The organism is Enterococcus sp. OL5 (assembly GCF_006491895.1).
Taxonomy (GTDB): Bacteria; Bacillota; Bacilli; order Lactobacillales; family Enterococcaceae; genus Enterococcus_D; species Enterococcus_D innesii.
Genome location: NZ_VHIL01000001.1, coordinates 319503 through 334368 on the forward strand (window position 1 = coordinate 319503; position 14866 = coordinate 334368).

15 protein-coding genes and 1 pseudogene are annotated in these 14866 nt (G+C 41.2%); 4 read left to right on the forward strand and 12 right to left on the reverse strand.

Going from position 1 to position 14866, the window contains the following annotated elements; translation table 11 throughout:
- The 5 genes from FJU10_RS01530 to FJU10_RS01550 all read right to left on the reverse strand — a co-directional run bounded on the left by FJU10_RS01530 (position 1) and on the right by FJU10_RS01550 (position 4674).
- Entirely contained in the window at positions 1-252 is a 252-nt protein-coding gene (locus FJU10_RS01530) for a hypothetical protein (RefSeq protein WP_140964965.1), read from the reverse strand.
- A 27-nt stretch (positions 253-279) separates the two neighbouring features.
- Complete coding sequence (locus FJU10_RS01535) at positions 280-1578, reverse strand: PTS sugar transporter subunit IIC (protein ID WP_005225702.1); 1299 nt, start codon at positions 1576-1578, stop codon at positions 280-282.
- A gap of 140 nt (positions 1579-1718) precedes the next feature.
- Positions 1719-1964, reverse strand: a complete 246-nt coding sequence (locus tag FJU10_RS01540) for a hypothetical protein (protein ID WP_140964966.1) — start codon at positions 1962-1964, stop codon at positions 1719-1721.
- Between the two features lies 1 nt (position 1965).
- Positions 1966-3270: a PTS sugar transporter subunit IIC gene (locus FJU10_RS01545; RefSeq protein ID WP_015509459.1), complete on the reverse strand. Its 1305-nt coding sequence runs from the start codon at positions 3268-3270 to the stop codon at positions 1966-1968.
- Positions 3271-3282: 12 nt separating this feature from the next.
- Positions 3283-4674, reverse strand: coding sequence for a glycoside hydrolase family 1 protein (locus FJU10_RS01550; RefSeq protein ID WP_140964967.1), 1392 nt, complete (start codon positions 4672-4674; stop codon positions 3283-3285).
- Positions 4675-4846: 172 nt separating this feature from the next.
- Between FJU10_RS01550 and FJU10_RS01555 the strand changes: the two genes are divergently transcribed.
- Positions 4847-5617, forward strand: coding sequence for a MurR/RpiR family transcriptional regulator (locus FJU10_RS01555; RefSeq protein ID WP_140964968.1), 771 nt, complete (start codon positions 4847-4849; stop codon positions 5615-5617).
- 24 nt (positions 5618-5641) lie between these two features.
- Here FJU10_RS01555 and FJU10_RS01560 read toward each other — a convergent pair whose 3' ends face one another.
- Positions 5642-6379, reverse strand: coding sequence for a MurR/RpiR family transcriptional regulator (locus FJU10_RS01560; RefSeq protein WP_140964969.1), 738 nt, complete (start codon positions 6377-6379; stop codon positions 5642-5644).
- Positions 6379-6897, reverse strand: a complete 519-nt coding sequence (locus FJU10_RS01565) for a GNAT family N-acetyltransferase (protein ID WP_140964970.1) — start codon at positions 6895-6897, stop codon at positions 6379-6381. The genes FJU10_RS01560 and FJU10_RS01565 overlap by 1 nt, the downstream gene beginning before the upstream one ends.
- A gap of 168 nt (positions 6898-7065) precedes the next feature.
- On the opposite strand from FJU10_RS01565, the gene FJU10_RS01575 reads away from it, so the two are divergent.
- On the forward strand, positions 7066-7329 hold the full coding sequence (locus FJU10_RS01575; protein ID WP_140964971.1) for a hypothetical protein: 264 nt from the start codon (positions 7066-7068) through the stop codon (positions 7327-7329).
- A gap of 117 nt (positions 7330-7446) precedes the next feature.
- Here FJU10_RS01575 and FJU10_RS18960 read toward each other — a convergent pair whose 3' ends face one another.
- The 3 genes from FJU10_RS18960 to FJU10_RS01585 all read right to left on the reverse strand — a co-directional run bounded on the left by FJU10_RS18960 (position 7447) and on the right by FJU10_RS01585 (position 9850).
- The gene (locus FJU10_RS18960; protein WP_189372199.1) at positions 7447-7617 is read right to left on the reverse strand and encodes a hypothetical protein; all 171 of its coding nucleotides are present in this window, start codon (positions 7615-7617) and stop codon (positions 7447-7449) included.
- 131 nt (positions 7618-7748) lie between these two features.
- Entirely contained in the window at positions 7749-8624 is an 876-nt protein-coding gene (locus FJU10_RS01580) for a cation diffusion facilitator family transporter (RefSeq protein ID WP_077454478.1), read from the reverse strand.
- Positions 8625-8824: 200 nt separating this feature from the next.
- Positions 8825-9850 carry an NAD(P)/FAD-dependent oxidoreductase gene (locus FJU10_RS01585; RefSeq protein WP_077454479.1) on the reverse strand — a complete coding sequence of 342 codons (1026 nt, stop codon included), beginning with the start codon at positions 9848-9850 and terminating at the stop codon, positions 8825-8827.
- Positions 9851-10116: 266 nt separating this feature from the next.
- Here FJU10_RS01585 and FJU10_RS01590 point away from each other — a divergent pair, with 266 nt between their 5' ends.
- Positions 10117-10842 carry an alpha/beta fold hydrolase gene (locus FJU10_RS01590; protein WP_005225694.1) on the forward strand — a complete coding sequence of 242 codons (726 nt, stop codon included), beginning with the start codon at positions 10117-10119 and terminating at the stop codon, positions 10840-10842.
- 2 nt (positions 10843-10844) lie between these two features.
- On the forward strand, positions 10845-13391 hold the full coding sequence (mprF, locus tag FJU10_RS01595; protein ID WP_140964972.1) for a bifunctional lysylphosphatidylglycerol flippase/synthetase MprF: 2547 nt from the start codon (positions 10845-10847) through the stop codon (positions 13389-13391).
- A gap of 66 nt (positions 13392-13457) precedes the next feature.
- On the opposite strand, the gene FJU10_RS01600 is transcribed toward mprF, so the two are convergent.
- Both FJU10_RS01600 and FJU10_RS19740 read right to left on the reverse strand, forming a co-directional pair.
- Positions 13458-14417: an SPFH domain-containing protein gene (locus tag FJU10_RS01600; RefSeq protein WP_010747934.1), complete on the reverse strand. Its 960-nt coding sequence runs from the start codon at positions 14415-14417 to the stop codon at positions 13458-13460.
- A pseudogene (locus FJU10_RS19740) lies at positions 14414-14662 on the reverse strand (hypothetical protein). Before FJU10_RS19740 ends, FJU10_RS01600 begins: the two are co-directional and overlap by 4 nt.
- Between the last annotated feature and the right edge of the window lie 204 nt (positions 14663-14866).

Sequence of the window (14866 nt, forward strand, 5' to 3'; positions counted from 1 at the left end):
TTATCTCATCCTCATTTCTTCATAAAAAACAGTAAAACGTGTCAGTAAAAGCGAACTGCAAACAATCGTCGCCGTCATCGTCAAAAATGGTCCCCACGGAAACTGACGGCTCAGTAGGATCGCTGCAGCAACGCCAAGAATCCCGAACAAAAGCATCCGCCAAAACGGCACTTCTTGAATTTTTTTCCCTTGTGCTGATTTTGTTAACCAAATTTGACAACCAAAAAATAAACAAATGGCATAAATCCCCATGTTTGCACCTCACTTTTTTTGTCTTGCTTAAGCGGCAGTTTCTTCTTCTTGTTCGCGGGCAATCTGCTGTTTCTCAAAGACTTTAAAGAATGGGTAATAGATTGCGAGTGTGATAAAGAAGTTGACGATCACTAAAATCGCTGCTGCGATACTCCAGTCCGTACTCATCCAGGCGGCGATTGGTGCTGGAATGGCAAACCCAAGTCTGGCAGCCATCATCGGTACGACGCCCGTAATGGTCGCGAAGTAAGAAATCGTTGTCGTAATCAACGGTGCCACCAAGAAAGGAATGCCTAAGATTGGGTTCATTACGATCGGTGCACCGAAAATCACTGGTTCATTAATATTGAATAGGCCTGGCAAGATGGACAAACGGCCCAATTGTTTCAAGTATTTTGATTTGGAGAAGAAGAACAAAACGACCAACGCTAAGGTCGTACCGGCTCCACCGATCCACACGAACCATTGTAAAAATTGTTCTGTAAAAATATTAGGCAATTCATGCGCATTGCCAGATGCTTGGAAGGCTTCCATATTTTCAGCGATGGAAATATCCCAAAATGGACGAATAACAGGACCCATGATCGCTGGTCCATGAATCCCCAGTACCCAGAAGAAACAGATCAAGAAGACAGTCAATAAACCACCAAACAAGCTGTTACCCGCTAGCACGTCTTTTAACGGCATCAACAAGTTACTTAAAAAGCCATTGATATCAAAACCGAGCATATGACGGATCACCCAGAACAAAATCAAGATCGCTCCACCGGGAATCAATGCCATAAATGAATTTGTCACTTCTGGCGGCACACCATCTGGCATTTTGATAGTAATGTTTTTTACGATAAAGAAACGATAGATTTCAACGGACAAGATCGCCGTAACGATCGCACCAAACAAAGAGCCGGAGCCTAGGTTGGCCACATTGATATAACGCCCGGCATCAATGATGCCTTCCACAGAATCAAAGACTCGCAACGGTGGTGCAGCGGTTACAAGAAAGGACATCGTTGCTAAGATACCCGCAGTCAATGAATCCAGCTTGTAGCTTTTGGCTAGCGATGAAGCAATCCCATACGTTGCATATAATGCCAATAATCCGACTGTATAACGAAAGGGAATATCCAAAACTTCCCGATACGGTTCAATCACTGCAGCGACTGATTCGATGGGAAAATTCAGTAAGATCGTGAAGAACGACCCAACGATCGTTAAAGGTAAAGTAGCGATGATCCCCTTGCGAATCGCTACCATGTGCCGTTGCATCCCCACTTTATTTGCAATCGGCATCAATTTCTGTTCAATAAATTCTACAAACCCTTTCATAATTGCCTCCTTAGTTTATAACATTATAATGTTTATACAAGGATAATAGCACAGAGGATCTGGGTTCGTAAATAGTTTTTTAAACAGTAGATAGAATAATCTTTTCGCAATAACATTTCTTACAGTAACCATCAAGCGTCCTATCGTTGTCCTTTCGGTAGATACTGATACATAAATCGATTTTGGATGACGGTACAATTGATAATAAGTAACACAATGAAAACTGGTGCCAAAGGAGTGCGGATCAACAAGAAAAACAAACTGAGTAAGAAAAGCAAGGAAACAAGTAAAAGTTTCCAAAAAGCCAGCGTGATTCTGGCATTATTTTTTTCTAAAAGAAGATGGGTCAGAAAAATCAAGAGCAAACAACTCACTACTAGAACCATTCTACTCACCTTCTTTAGCTGTTTCTAGCTCTTGCGCCACTTGAAGTTTCTCAAATGCTTTAAAGAATGGATAGTAAATCGCTAACGAAACGAAGAAACAGACGAAGACCATCAAACAAGCAACCCAATTCCAATTTGAGGTAATCAATGCGCCAAGAGGTGCGGGAATCGAAAATGGTGGTTTGACCATCATCTTAGGCATCCAATCTAAAGCGGTAACGATATAGACTAAGATAGTATTAGCGATTGGCACAAGAATAAACGGAATTGCCAACAGTGGATTCATCACAATTGGCGTCCCAAAGATCATCGGTTCATTAATATTAAAAATCCCTGGTAAAATGGAAAGACGACCCAATTGTTTTAAATAGTTTGAACGAGAGAACATAAACAAAACAACCAATGCAAGCGTTGATCCAGTACCACCCATTTGCGCATACCATTGATAAAATTGTTCCGTAAAAAGATTTGGTAGATCAAAGGCAGACATACCGTTTTGGAATAATTCCGCATTTTCTAAAATTGCTTGATCCCAAAATGGACGAATGATGGGTCCTAAAACGGCATGGCCATGAATACCCAATACCCAGAAAACGCAGATAACAAATTGTGTGATGATTCCGCCAACCAAATTATTGCCTGTTAAGAAACCTTTTAAAGGAGAGATGGCGATCGTCAGTAATCCATTTAAATCGAAGCCGAAAAAGTGGCGCGGAATCCAAAAGACTAAGATAACCAGCAAGGTTGGTAGGAGTGCCGCAAAGGATTCCCCTACAACAGGCGGTACGCCTTCTGGCATCTTGATTTCCAAGTTTTTTGCTTTTGTAAAATGATAAATCTCTACTGAAACTAGCGCCGCAATGATCGCACCGAATAATCCTTGTGATCCAAGTGAAGCGATGGGTAAATACCTTCCTGCAAGTACGGCATCTCCTGTCGTGCTGATGCCTTCCGCCAAATTGATCGGAACGACCATTAAAATCGTCGCTAACATGGATAAAAACCCACTTGTTATTCGATCGAGTTTGTAACTAGCACCTAAGTTGGAGCCAATCGTAAATGAGGCATAAAGAGACATTAACCCCACCGTAAATCGAAAAGGAATGTCAAGTGCCGGTAAATAAGGAGCGACCCATTCGGTATAACCAGGAATCGGCAAATTTAAAATAATGGTGAAAAAAGAGCCAACGATCGTGAGCGGCAAAATAGAAATCAACCCATTTCGAATTGCCTGCAAGTGCCGCTGCTGTCCAATAGCATTGGCAATCGGTAATAACTTCATTGCAACCGAGTCTAAAACTTTCATTATAAAACCCTCCTAAAATTCGTTTGAAAAACCATTTTTTTGAATCACTTCTTTAAACCATAGCCCAGACTTTTTCATCGTTTTTTCTCCCGTTTCTAAATCCAGACGATAAAAGCCATAGCGATTTTTGAACGCATTCTGCCAACTCCAACAGTCCACAAATGTCCACATGTGATACCCCAGACAGTTACTCCCCTCCATCATTGCTTGATGAAGCTCAATTAAATGCTCTTTTAAAAAAGCAATCCGGTAGTTGTCCTGCACTTGCCCCCCTTCGATAAATGTTTCTTCTCCCTGAATCCCAATCCCATTTTCTGAAACAAACCAATCAATATTCCCAAATTCTAACTGGATTTTTTTAGCGATATCATACAAGCCATGAGGATAAATCTCAATCCCCCTAGAAGAATTCATCCTTCTGCCGGGCATCTCGTAATCATCGTAAAACCATTCTGGCGAGAAAACTCCCTCGGGATTAGGCAAAGATTCTTTGGCTTTCACTCGCCGTGGACGATAATAATTGATCCCTAGCAGATCAATCGTTGTTTCAGCAATCAATGCAAGATCCTGTTCTTCCACTCGTGGCATTTGGTCATAGCGCGTTAAAATAGCCTTTAACTCCTGAGGATAACGACCTTTTAATATCGCTTCATTAAGGGAGCGAGTATAGAAGAGGTCTGCCATTTCCGCTGCCTTTAAGTCGGCAGGATGCTGGCTTCTTGGGTAAACTGGGATCACATCCATGATGATACCGATTTTTCCTTGATAAGGTCCTTGTCGAAAGACCTTAACTGCCTCACAGTGAGCAAGGATGATATGGTGAAGTACTTGTGCCGCCCGTTTAAAATCAACTACATAAGGATAGTGCCGGTCATGCAAATAGCCGGCTTCTGCTGGAATCATCGGCTCATTAAAGGTAAACCAGTACGCAACTTTCTCATGAAATAGATCAAAACAAATTTTTGCATACGCCCGATACGCTTCGATGACCTCACGATTTTCAAATCCGCCGATTTCTTGCAATTTCATTGGCATGTCAAAGTGATAAAGATTGATAAACGGTTTGATGCCTCTTTGATTTAACCCATCAAGCATTCTGGTATAAAAGTCAACAGCTTCTGGATTAACTTCCCCTGTACCTTCGGGAATAAGACGTGACCAAGAGATCGAAGTCCGAAAAGAATTAAAAGAAAGTGCCGCCATTCGATCCAAATCCGCTTCCATTTCCTGATAAAACCTTGATGTATGTTCTGTTGTAACTCCTTCAAAAAACCGATGGTTATAGTTTTTTGATGCATAATCCCAAATGTTTTCTCCTTTATTGTCTCCAGCTATCGTTCCTTCTGATTGTGTCGCACTCGTTGCTGCACCCCAGAAAAAGTCCTTCGAAAAATTATACTCCATGTCGCCCTCCTACAATTCCTTTTTTACTAAGCGAAGCATCCGCTTACATTGTTGAACAACGAAAGTATAGCATGAAGTAAAATCAATATAATGTTATAATCCTAAATAGAGAACGTTTTCATAGCTTGTCATTTGTTCCACAAAAAAAAACACTTTGTTACGGAGGTGCATCATGCTTTTTCTTGACTACAATCCTGAACTTACTGCACTAGAATACGAGGTTTACCGATTTGTATCAAAAAACTTGGCTTCAGTATCTAAAATGAAGATGAAAGAACTTGCCAAAGAGACCCATACCAGTACTGCTAGTATTAGCCGTTTTTGCAAGAAATTTGAATGTGATACGTTTACCGAATTTAAGATCAATTTGCGCTTTTACTTAGATTCTCTCGTAAAATCTAAAATATCCGATAGTGAAGAGTCCCAAACAATTGATTTTTTGAAGCGAGTAAACCAGCCCTTTTTATCTGAAAGAATCGATCGAGCAACAGAGATTCTTAAGAACAAAAGCTTCGTGCTATTTATTGGATCAGGCTTATCTGAAACGATTGCGGAATATGGCGCACTCTATTTTACTGACTTGGGAAAAACGGCATTAAAAGTTGACGATCCCTCAAATTATCCTATCGACTGGTTTCCAGAAGACATATTGTGCAAAACCGGTATCATTGTTTTGTCGATTTCTGGGGAAACACAAGAAATGATTCGATACTTACAAAAGTTAAATCAAAAAGATTGTCAGATTATTGCCATCACGAATACCGAAGATTCAACCATCAGTCAGTTATCCGACTTAACGGTGCCATATTACATCGAAAGAGAGACTATTTTTAAAGCCAGTCAGAAAAAAGAGAAAACCATTGAACTGACTTCTCAACTACCAGCAATCTATTTAATTGAAAAAATTGCCAAAAGAATACGCCTATCAGAAGAACTTCTCTGATAGGCGTAGGTAGTTTCATTTTATTCAGCGATCTTCACAATCTGTAACTAAATCAAATAGAAGTTCCACCAAATAAATGGCTGGAATTTGTGAGGACAATGAATCAGCTTCTTGATTATCGGAATAATAATAAGCAAAATTTTGCTCAGAAAGTTTGGCAATTGATGTTGTTGAGCGATTTGTTAGTGAAATGGTTGAAATTCCAGCGGTGGTACATTCAGTAATCAAGGATTCAAGAAATGGATCGGCACCTTTATTAGAAAAAACCAGCAACGTGGCTTCGCTACTTAAGGTTTGCCAAACAGATTTAATCAATGTTGCTTCTTCCTCTACGCTCACGATTTTATCTAAGCGTGCAAACTTTTGTTGGGCATAGGTCAATGCAAGTGTCGATTCCCTGTCACTGGCTAAAATCAAAAGTTTTGCTTTGCTTATTCGTTTGGCGATCGTAAATAATGTTTCTCGATAGAAGGATTCATCCATACGTTCAAAAAAATAGTGCAGGGCTTTTTTATCTTTTTTGAATAATCGATCAGTCTTTCCTTGTTTCTGTAATGTCTTTTTCAATTTGATTTTAAATTCTGAAAAACCTTCGCAATCAAATTTTCGACAAAACCGCAGAACAGTCGTTGAGCTAGTTTCTGTTGCATCCGCCAACTCACGAATAGACATCGAACAGACCTCTGCTTGCTGATTTAATACGTATTGAAATAGTTGCCATTCTTTGTTACTAAACGACTTATTCTTGGCAGTAAGTTCCATCAGTATTCTCCTTGTTGCGCACCTTCGCCTTCAGCAATCTCCTTCTCATAAATAAAATCATCCATCACAAATCCCGAACCAATTGCAACGCTACGTTCAGAAACGCGTTGAAAGCCGCGATGCTCATAAACAGCGATTGCTTGCTGGTTTTGTTTGTTGACGTTTAAATGCAGCGTTTTGCCCGAGGCGATCTCCTCATACCAATCAAAGACTTGGCTGGCATAGCCTTTGCCTCTAGTGGATTGGTGGAGATACAATTTACTTAAATAAAGCTGCTGCGGCGTTTCTTCATACGCTGTATACCCCACTGCTTGGTCACCTTCCATTAGTAAAAGATAAACTGCTCCTTGCTGGACTTCCTTTTGAATCGCTGCTGGTGATTGGTAATGAGCTAGCATATACGCGACTTGATCGGAACCAATGATTGGTGTAAACACTTCTGGCCAGATTTCTTTGATCAAACGATCCAACGTTTGGAAGTCTTCTGGTGATTGAATGATTTTTTGTGTGATTGCCATAAGAACCCCTTCTTTCTCCTGCACGAAACAAAAACTCGTTTATAAATATCTCTATTATAAGGGAAGAAGCAAAAAAAGAAAGGGCACGTTGAATAAAGACCCCTAAAAGTCTCAAAAGATGGTAAACTAGAAGTGAAAAAATGGCTACGAAAAGGAGGTAGCAACACGATGCAACTCTTACAACTACTTTTACTGGCAATCATTTTTGTTTCTTTCTTCATGGCGCTGATTGGCTGGGTTTTATCGATGACCAATGGCTTAATCTTCTCTCGTTCTCCTCAGCAATTTAAAGCGCACGCTCATGATCCTAACTATGAAAAAGAGCGACAAGCAGGCAAGCGTTTGAAAGAGATTATATTCCGACGTCTTGTTCCTTTAGGAATAGCTTCTTTGATCGTCTATGGGTTATTCGCATTATTAAACGTCCTTTAAAAGTTTTTTAAAAGACTCAAACAAATTTAAAAATAACCGGCATCTTTTCCTGTTGATCAACACTCCTTTCGCTTTTGCTGAGAGGAACATCAATGCGTAAGATGCCGGTTTGTTTTTTTATTTGCTTACTGCTGCTTTAGAGGCTTGAACTTTTTTCAGTAAAGCAAAGAGGACTTGGCTATCATCGATAGCCGCAATATATTGTTGGCAAAGTGCCATCATTGCTGTTTCATCCATTTTATCTAAAGAAATAACTAAATCATTTTCTACTACCTGTTTATTATTCATAAGGCTCCCTACTTTCTTCCTTTGTTACCTCTAGTTTGCCATGAATCAGCAGGTTCCGTAAGAACTTTTCAGTTTACAAATAGGAAACGGGTGGTTTACATCCTTGTCCTATCAAGGTTTTGCCATAAAATTTATTCGGTAGCAGGCTCAATGTGGATGTCAGTATCAAACACCTGAAAACGATCAGCTAAGAGATCTTCAATAGCGTCTGCCACATTATGACTCTTTTCAACCGTCAAAGATTTGTCCATCGTCACGACGACATCGAGAAAAACATTGGCGCCATACATTCTTCCTCGAATCGATTTGACAGATTTCACTTCAGAAAAACCAGCGATTGCCGCTTCATACTCCACGACTAACGATTCATCAAACCCATCAGAAAGTGAAAAGGCACTCTCACGAAAAATATCGACGGCGGTTTTGATAATCAAAAGAGCTACCACGATCGCAGTCAAACTGTCTAACCAACCGATACCAAATGAGGCGGCAAAAATAGCGATCGCCGTTCCAATACTCGTCCAGGCATCACTCCGATTGTCTTTAGCAGCTGCTAGCAAAGCGGAGCTTTTTACACGAGCAGATAATCGCTTATTGTAGTAATACATGCCATACATCAAAATAGCTGAAATGATACCGACGACTGCCGCGATCATATCGGGACTTTGCGTTTCACCGAGTAGAATTGTTTGAATGGAGGACCATAAAACCTGCAGACCAACCGCCAGCATAATCAAGGATGTTACGAGACTCGCCACATTTTCTGCTTTCCAGTGTCCATATTTATGGTCTTCGTCTGCTGGTTTTTGTGCCAAACGTAAACCGATCAAGACAGCAATAGATGCCACGATATCCGTCGCATTGTTTAATCCATCTGCCCATAATCCTTCAGAATTTGCCAAACGACCGATGGCAAGTTTGGCGATGGAAACAAAAATATAGGCAACGATACTTAAGATAGCGCCTCTTTCTGCTTGCTTTAATTCTGCATATCTTGTTTGATTCATGTCATCCCCTCCAATTAGTCAACTTGAAAATAATAGCTGAAATTTTCATCCATTGCATCATTTATTTGAGAGATTTTATTTTTTAGGAGCGGCAAACATTCACTTCTAGTGAAACGAATTTCTGTTCTGAGGACACCAAAAAAGCAGGACTCATACGGGACTCCTGCTTTTTCTACTTTTTCATTCACAAAGAAGCATGGCTACTCATTCACCAACAACTGACGATTTCTTTCACTGAATTTCTCATTGTGGGAAGAAACCATCGCCTGTGGGACACTGGTCGGCTCTAAATAATGTTTGATCTGATTGACTGCTTGCGCAGCATCTTGAAAGGCTCCCGCCAAAAGATTCACTTTGCCTTTGAAATAATGGATGTCACCAGCTGCAAACACACCGGGATGACTGGTTTTTGTTGGAATCTCACAGTTCAAATAAAAGTCTTCATGACGTGCAAGATCAAAGGAAACTTTATCTAACAAGCCACTGTCACGGTCATAACCGTGTTGGATCAGTAGATGATCGCATAAAAAATCGATCGTCTCATGGTTGGCACTGTTTTTTAGTCGTAGAACCATATTGAATGTTTCTGCTTGATTCACCCCATCGATGGTGTGATTCATCAGCACTTGAATCCCTTCTGCTTTCATCTTCTTTACTTGTGCTTCATGGGCTTTCAGTTTTTCCCCTCGATAGCACAACGTGACTTTGGCACCATAAGACACTGCTTCGATCGCATAATCCACCGCCGCATCGCCGCCGCCAGAGATCACTAGATGTTTGCCTTGGATCGCTTGCTGGTCAGGAAACTGATAGTGGATATAGTTGTCGACATTATTATGGATGAAACATGGCAATTTTTGCGGAGAGACGACACCGCCGCCAATACAAACTAAAATGGTGCGTCCAACATGAGTCCTCCCTTGGTCATCCACTGCATAAAAAAGGTTGTCTTCCTTGGTCAATTCGATGATTTTCGTTTTCAGATAGATCGTTGGATCAAACAACTTAGCCTGTTCAATCAAGTGTTCTTTGACTTTCTTCCCCTTGGTTGGCGGCAATGCACCCACATCCCAGACCATTTTTTCAGGATAAAAATTGATCTTCCCGCCTAATTCGGCTTGTGCTTCAAACAATACGACCGATAGATCACGTAATCCGGCATAAAAACTTGCATAGAGCCCCGTAGGCCCTCCTCCGATAATCAAAACATCTGCTATAGTGGTCATTGGCTAGCCTCTCTTTCGTAAATGAAAATCATTCTCAATTAGTTAGTTCGATTATAGACAACGTATCCGGGTTTGTAAAGAATTTTCTGAAAACAAATTAATTAACTTAGCCGATTATTTTTCTTTACATTGTAAAGAAAAAAGCCTTTTCCTGAACTTCTGGTAAAAAAAAGATGAGCAGATTGTTATTTTTTCTCATTTTATCTAGTGATATGTTTGTGATAGCCCCTGACTTCAAGGTATACTCTTAGAAAGTAGGTGAAAAAATGGAAGTTGAAAAATGTTACGCGCCCTTACCGGACGGGTCTGTCCTCTATTACGAGAAAACCGGTTCAGGACGCCCACTTTTTTTACTGCACGGAAATGGCGGCAGCAGTGCCTATTTCTCAAAGCAGGTCGACGCTTTGCGTCAAAAACATCAACTGTATTTAATCGATAGTCGAGGACATGGCAAATCCACCAATACGCAGAAGAAAATCGATTTTTTTAAAATGGCAACAGATCTCTTAGCAATCATTCAGCAAGAAAAGCTAACGAAAATCGCCTTACTAGGATTTAGCGATGGTGCCAATCTGGCGATGGTCTTTTGCCATCTCTACCCAGAGCATGTCAGCTGCATGATTTTAAACTCTGGCAACACGGAACCGCGAGGTGTACGGCTCTTTTCTCGAATCGGCAGTGTTTTGCAATATCTGATCGTTTGGCTTTGTTCTCCATTCTCCAAAGGCATGCGGGGCTTTCTGCCTATTTTGGGATTGTTGTTTCGTCCAATCGGTCTCTCCACCGCCGATTTGAATCACCTCAGTGTGCCGACATTGATCTTGGTTGGCAAACGTGATTCGATCAAGCTCTCCCATTCATTTTATATTGCAAACAGTATTCCTCAGTCCAATTTTATCGTCGTCAAAGGACAAGGACATAGTTTTGCACGAAAGAATCCAGAAGTATTTAATACGAAAGTATTATCTTTTTTAGAAAAGGTCGGTGAATAACTATGAGAATCTTTACTTGGCTCCGCGACCACCGCTCACTGTTTAAAACACTCTTCTTAATTGCAGTCGCCGTGATCGTGTTCGGCGAACTGCTTTCCTTAAGCAAGACGATCTCGATTGATCAACTAAAACAATTGTTTGCGCAACTATCCCTTTGGCGAGTGGCTTTAATGGCTGTCATTGGCTTACTGTGTGTCTTTCCCATGGTCTTATATGATATCGTCTTGAATCGTTTGCTAGGGGACAAACCTGATCGCCGTTATTTACTAGAAACCAGCTGGATCATCAATACCATGAACAATTTGATCGGCTTTGGCGGTTTCATCAGTATCGGGTTACGGTCGGAATTTTATGGCAAAGGAAAAAAAGGCAAAAACGTTGCCCAGGCAATTTCGAAGATTTTTATCTACTTAATGTCTGGTCTTTCGATTTTGTCGCTTGCTGCGCTGGCATTTGTCCTCTTCGGTCCCACGACCGATTATCTACAACAGTATTGGATCTGGCTTTTAGGCGGCAGTCTTTATTTTCCAGTTGTCTATGCCCTTAGTTTTTCCAAAAAAAATGCCTACTTAGGTGGGCTGCAACGACGTGATCGTCTGCAGCTGATCGCCGCTTCCTTATTGGAATGGCTGGGTGTTTTTGCCGCCTTCTTCACGACGGGTCTCTTGATGGGTATCTCGGTCGATGTGTTTCAACTGTTGCCGCTTTTCATCGCTGCTTCCGTGATTGGAATCGTATCAATGATTCCTGGGGAACTCGGAACGTTTGATGTAATGATGATCATGGGAATGGGTTCACTGCAAATTCCTCGTGAAAGTGTTATTGCTTGGCTCTTGCTGTTCCGCCTGTTTTATTACATTATTCCCTTTTTGATCGGTTTGATCTTTTTCTCAAAAAATGTTGGCGTCTCCCTCAACCAGCGCTTTTCTGGGATTCCCAGAAGCTTGTTGTTGGAAGTATTCCATAAGATCGAAGTGTTGCTGCTTTATCTGACGGGAACGATGTTGGTACTCTCCGCCACGATCCCAGAAGCCTTTGACCAAATCAAATGGTTAGCCCATCTCAATCCGATTCGCTTGAATTTCGTGATGCAGTACCCGAGTATCTTTCTCGGCTATCTCTTTTTGATTGCCGGTCGCGGCATCTCTGCCCGTGTCAGTCGCGCGTATGTGCCGACACTTTTGTTGATTGCAGCAACGATCGGTTATGCTATTTTTGCGGGTTTCCGCTTTTCGACCATGCTGTTTCTTCTATTATTATTAGCGATCATGATTTTTTCAAAAAGCGAGTTATTCCGTAAACAGCTAGTCTTCTCGTGGGAATGGTTGACAATCGATGGTTTGTTGATTGGTTCGCTGACGATCCTCTATGTCATTATTGGGGTCTACAATATGCCTCATCTCAATCGACATCCGACGCACCACCATTCGATGGACTTTTTGCTTTTCCCCTCTGAAAAATTATGGCTCCAAGGCTTCGTTGCGATTTTATTTGTCGCCGTTGCGATGCTGCTGTTTGCCCGGTACTTGATGGGACCAAAGCACCAACTAGGCGTCAGTGCCGCCACTGATAAAGTAAAACACGTTTTGAACACCTATGGCGGCAATAGCGACAGCCATCTTGTTTATTTAAAAGACAAGCAAGTGTACGTTTATCCAGAAATCGGCGAGCCGACGGTCTTTTTTCAGTTTACGACCTTTAATAATAAATGCTTGGTCATGGGGGATCCTTCTGGGAAGCAAGCAGACTTTCCGCAGGCACTGGAAACCTTCTTAACAGAGATGGATCAGTGGAATTACTTGCCGGTCTTTTATGAAAGTAGTGAAGAAATGGTGATGCTGCTGCATGAATTCGGGTATGACTTTATCAAATTCGGTGAGAAAGCTTATGTGGATCTACCTAGCTTCACCCTTTCAGGAAAAAAAATGAAGGGACAGCGAGCATTAAACAACAAGATCACCAAAGAAGGCTTTACTTTTGATGTGCTCACTCCACCCTTTTCAGCCGAAACCTTTGCAACCCTTAAAGAAATTTCTGACAACTGGCTAGATGGACGGAAAGAAAAAGGGTTCTCCCTTGGATTTTTTTCAGAATCTTATCTAAGTACCGCACCAATTGCAGTCGTCCGCAATCAGCAGCAAGAGATCGTCGCGTTTGCCTCCTTTATGCCCACGTATCAAACAGGTCTGGCCTCCATCGATTTGATGCGCCACGATCCTGAAAAAGCGCCAAATGGAACGATGGATTTCTTGTTTATTCAGCTATTCGACTACTTTAAAGAAAATGGGTATCAACAATTCGATTTAGGCATGGCACCGTTAGCCAATGTTGGTACTTTCCGCAGTAGTTTCTTGCAAGAGCGGATCGCCTATCTCGTTTACACCTTTGGTTCTCGCTTCTATTCTTTTGAAGGGCTACGAGAATACAAACAGAAATATACCGCTTCTTGGTCCCCTCGCTACATCTTATATTCTCGGGACAGTTGGATCGGTTATGTCATGATTGCCCTGTTGATTGTCGATAATCAATCGGCAGACAAAACGAAATAAAAAAAGCTCAAATGCGCCGATTTGTACTCGGAGCATTTGAGCTTTTTTAATTGTTGCGCTTAGAAGTTATTCTGCTGATTTAGATGGTGCATTTTCCCAAAGTTGTTTGACGACTGGAATATTTCCCAGTTCCGTCATGTTTGATGGCAGAATGACCGTATTGGTATTGCTATTGACCACATCTTTAAAAGCTTCAATTCCTAGATATGATAGTGAGCGCTCGTCTAGTTGACTTTCTTTGATAGCTTCATTGATGGCTAAAATCCGTTTGCGTTCAGCTTCAGTGATTTTCGCGATTCGTTCCGCTTCTGCCTCGGCATCGATCCGGACACGTTTTGCCCGTGCCTCCGCGTCGATTTGGGTTTGTTCCGCCCGAGCTTGCGCATCGATTGTCATCTGAGAAGCTTTGGCTTCCGCACTCAAAACAGAAGAAGATTTCTCCCCTTGGGCTCTTGTGATCATGGATTCTTTGTCTCTGGAGGCTGTGATCAGTTTGTTCATTGATTCAATGATTTCTTGAGAAACTTTGATTTCCCCAATGTTGATTCGGTCGATCGCTAGCCCATAGCCGGCCGTGATGTCTTTGATTGAAGTAAACAGTGCTACGTTGATTTCTTCTGTCCCATTTAAAACCTCATTCAAATCCATTTTCCCAATGATCCCCCGTAAGTTTGATTGGGCATCTTGAATCATTGAGATAACGGAGTTTTCATTTTCGTAAACAAAAGCACGAACATCTGTGACGTGGTATTTGATTGCTTCATCGATCTGCACGATCACGTTGTCTTTTGTAATTGCGCTTTGCGGTTCGATCTCCAAAGGAATCTGTTTCAAGGACACTCTTTCTCTTACTGTATATAAAATCGGAACAAGAAAATGAAGACCTGGTTCCAACGTTCGAACATATTTCCCAAAACTTTCCACGACTTTGACTTCCCCTTGACGAACGATCACAGCAGTGCTTGCGATCAGCCAAATCAGAATCACTAATACGAAGATAACTAAAATAATTTGGATAATAATCATTGTAAAAACCCTCTTCCATTTTCAAATAATGTATTGTTTACACGGGTCAATAAGACACCGTTTTCAACCCCGATAATCTCTAACATCACATTTTAGCAGGAATCCCTGCAATCACCCGATATTCTGTGTAGGTGCCATAAAGACGGATATAACCTGAATAATGATCCGTCAGCGATCGAAAATAGCGTCCAACCGCTCGTTGTTCCATGTAGTCTACGATGATTTTCCACCCTCTTTGCCTGCATGCAGTAAATTCTTCGTTTCAAACTAATTGTTCATTCTGTTACAAGTGTTACTAACTATAATAGCACGTTTCACCCAAGAGAACAGTAAACTTTTTATAATTCCCTCCTTTTTAGAAAAAAAGACAAACTGAAAATCAATTCCTTGCATTCTTCAATTAAATTGCATACAATTAAATTGTACAAAATACAAAAAACACAGGAGTG

Bases quoted from the DNA above. Each gene is read 5' to 3' on its own strand.
- FJU10_RS01530 (WP_140964965.1), bottom strand. From the start codon at position 252: ATGGGGATTTATGCCATTTGTTTATTTTTTGGTTGTCAAATTTGGTTA.
- FJU10_RS01535 (WP_005225702.1), bottom strand. From the start codon at position 1,578: ATGAAAGGGTTTGTAGAATTTATTGAACAGAAATTGATGCCGATTGCA.
- FJU10_RS01540 (WP_140964966.1), bottom strand. From the start codon at position 1,964: ATGGTTCTAGTAGTGAGTTGTTTGCTCTTGATTTTTCTGACCCATCTT.
- FJU10_RS01545 (WP_015509459.1), bottom strand. From the start codon at position 3,270: ATGAAAGTTTTAGACTCGGTTGCAATGAAGTTATTACCGATTGCCAAT.
- FJU10_RS01550 (WP_140964967.1), bottom strand. From the start codon at position 4,674: ATGGAGTATAATTTTTCGAAGGACTTTTTCTGGGGTGCAGCAACGAGT.
- FJU10_RS01555 (WP_140964968.1), top strand. From the start codon at position 4,847: ATGCTTTTTCTTGACTACAATCCTGAACTTACTGCACTAGAATACGAG.
- FJU10_RS01560 (WP_140964969.1), bottom strand. From the start codon at position 6,379: ATGGAACTTACTGCCAAGAATAAGTCGTTTAGTAACAAAGAATGGCAA.
- FJU10_RS01565 (WP_140964970.1), bottom strand. From the start codon at position 6,897: ATGGCAATCACACAAAAAATCATTCAATCACCAGAAGACTTCCAAACG.
- FJU10_RS01575 (WP_140964971.1), top strand. From the start codon at position 7,066: ATGCAACTCTTACAACTACTTTTACTGGCAATCATTTTTGTTTCTTTC.
- FJU10_RS18960 (WP_189372199.1), bottom strand. From the start codon at position 7,617: ATGAATAATAAACAGGTAGTAGAAAATGATTTAGTTATTTCTTTAGAT.
- FJU10_RS01580 (WP_077454478.1), bottom strand. From the start codon at position 8,624: ATGAATCAAACAAGATATGCAGAATTAAAGCAAGCAGAAAGAGGCGCT.
- FJU10_RS01585 (WP_077454479.1), bottom strand. From the start codon at position 9,850: ATGACCACTATAGCAGATGTTTTGATTATCGGAGGAGGGCCTACGGGG.
- FJU10_RS01590 (WP_005225694.1), top strand. From the start codon at position 10,117: ATGGAAGTTGAAAAATGTTACGCGCCCTTACCGGACGGGTCTGTCCTC.
- mprF (WP_140964972.1), top strand. From the start codon at position 10,845: ATGAGAATCTTTACTTGGCTCCGCGACCACCGCTCACTGTTTAAAACA.
- FJU10_RS01600 (WP_010747934.1), bottom strand. From the start codon at position 14,417: ATGATTATTATCCAAATTATTTTAGTTATCTTCGTATTAGTGATTCTG.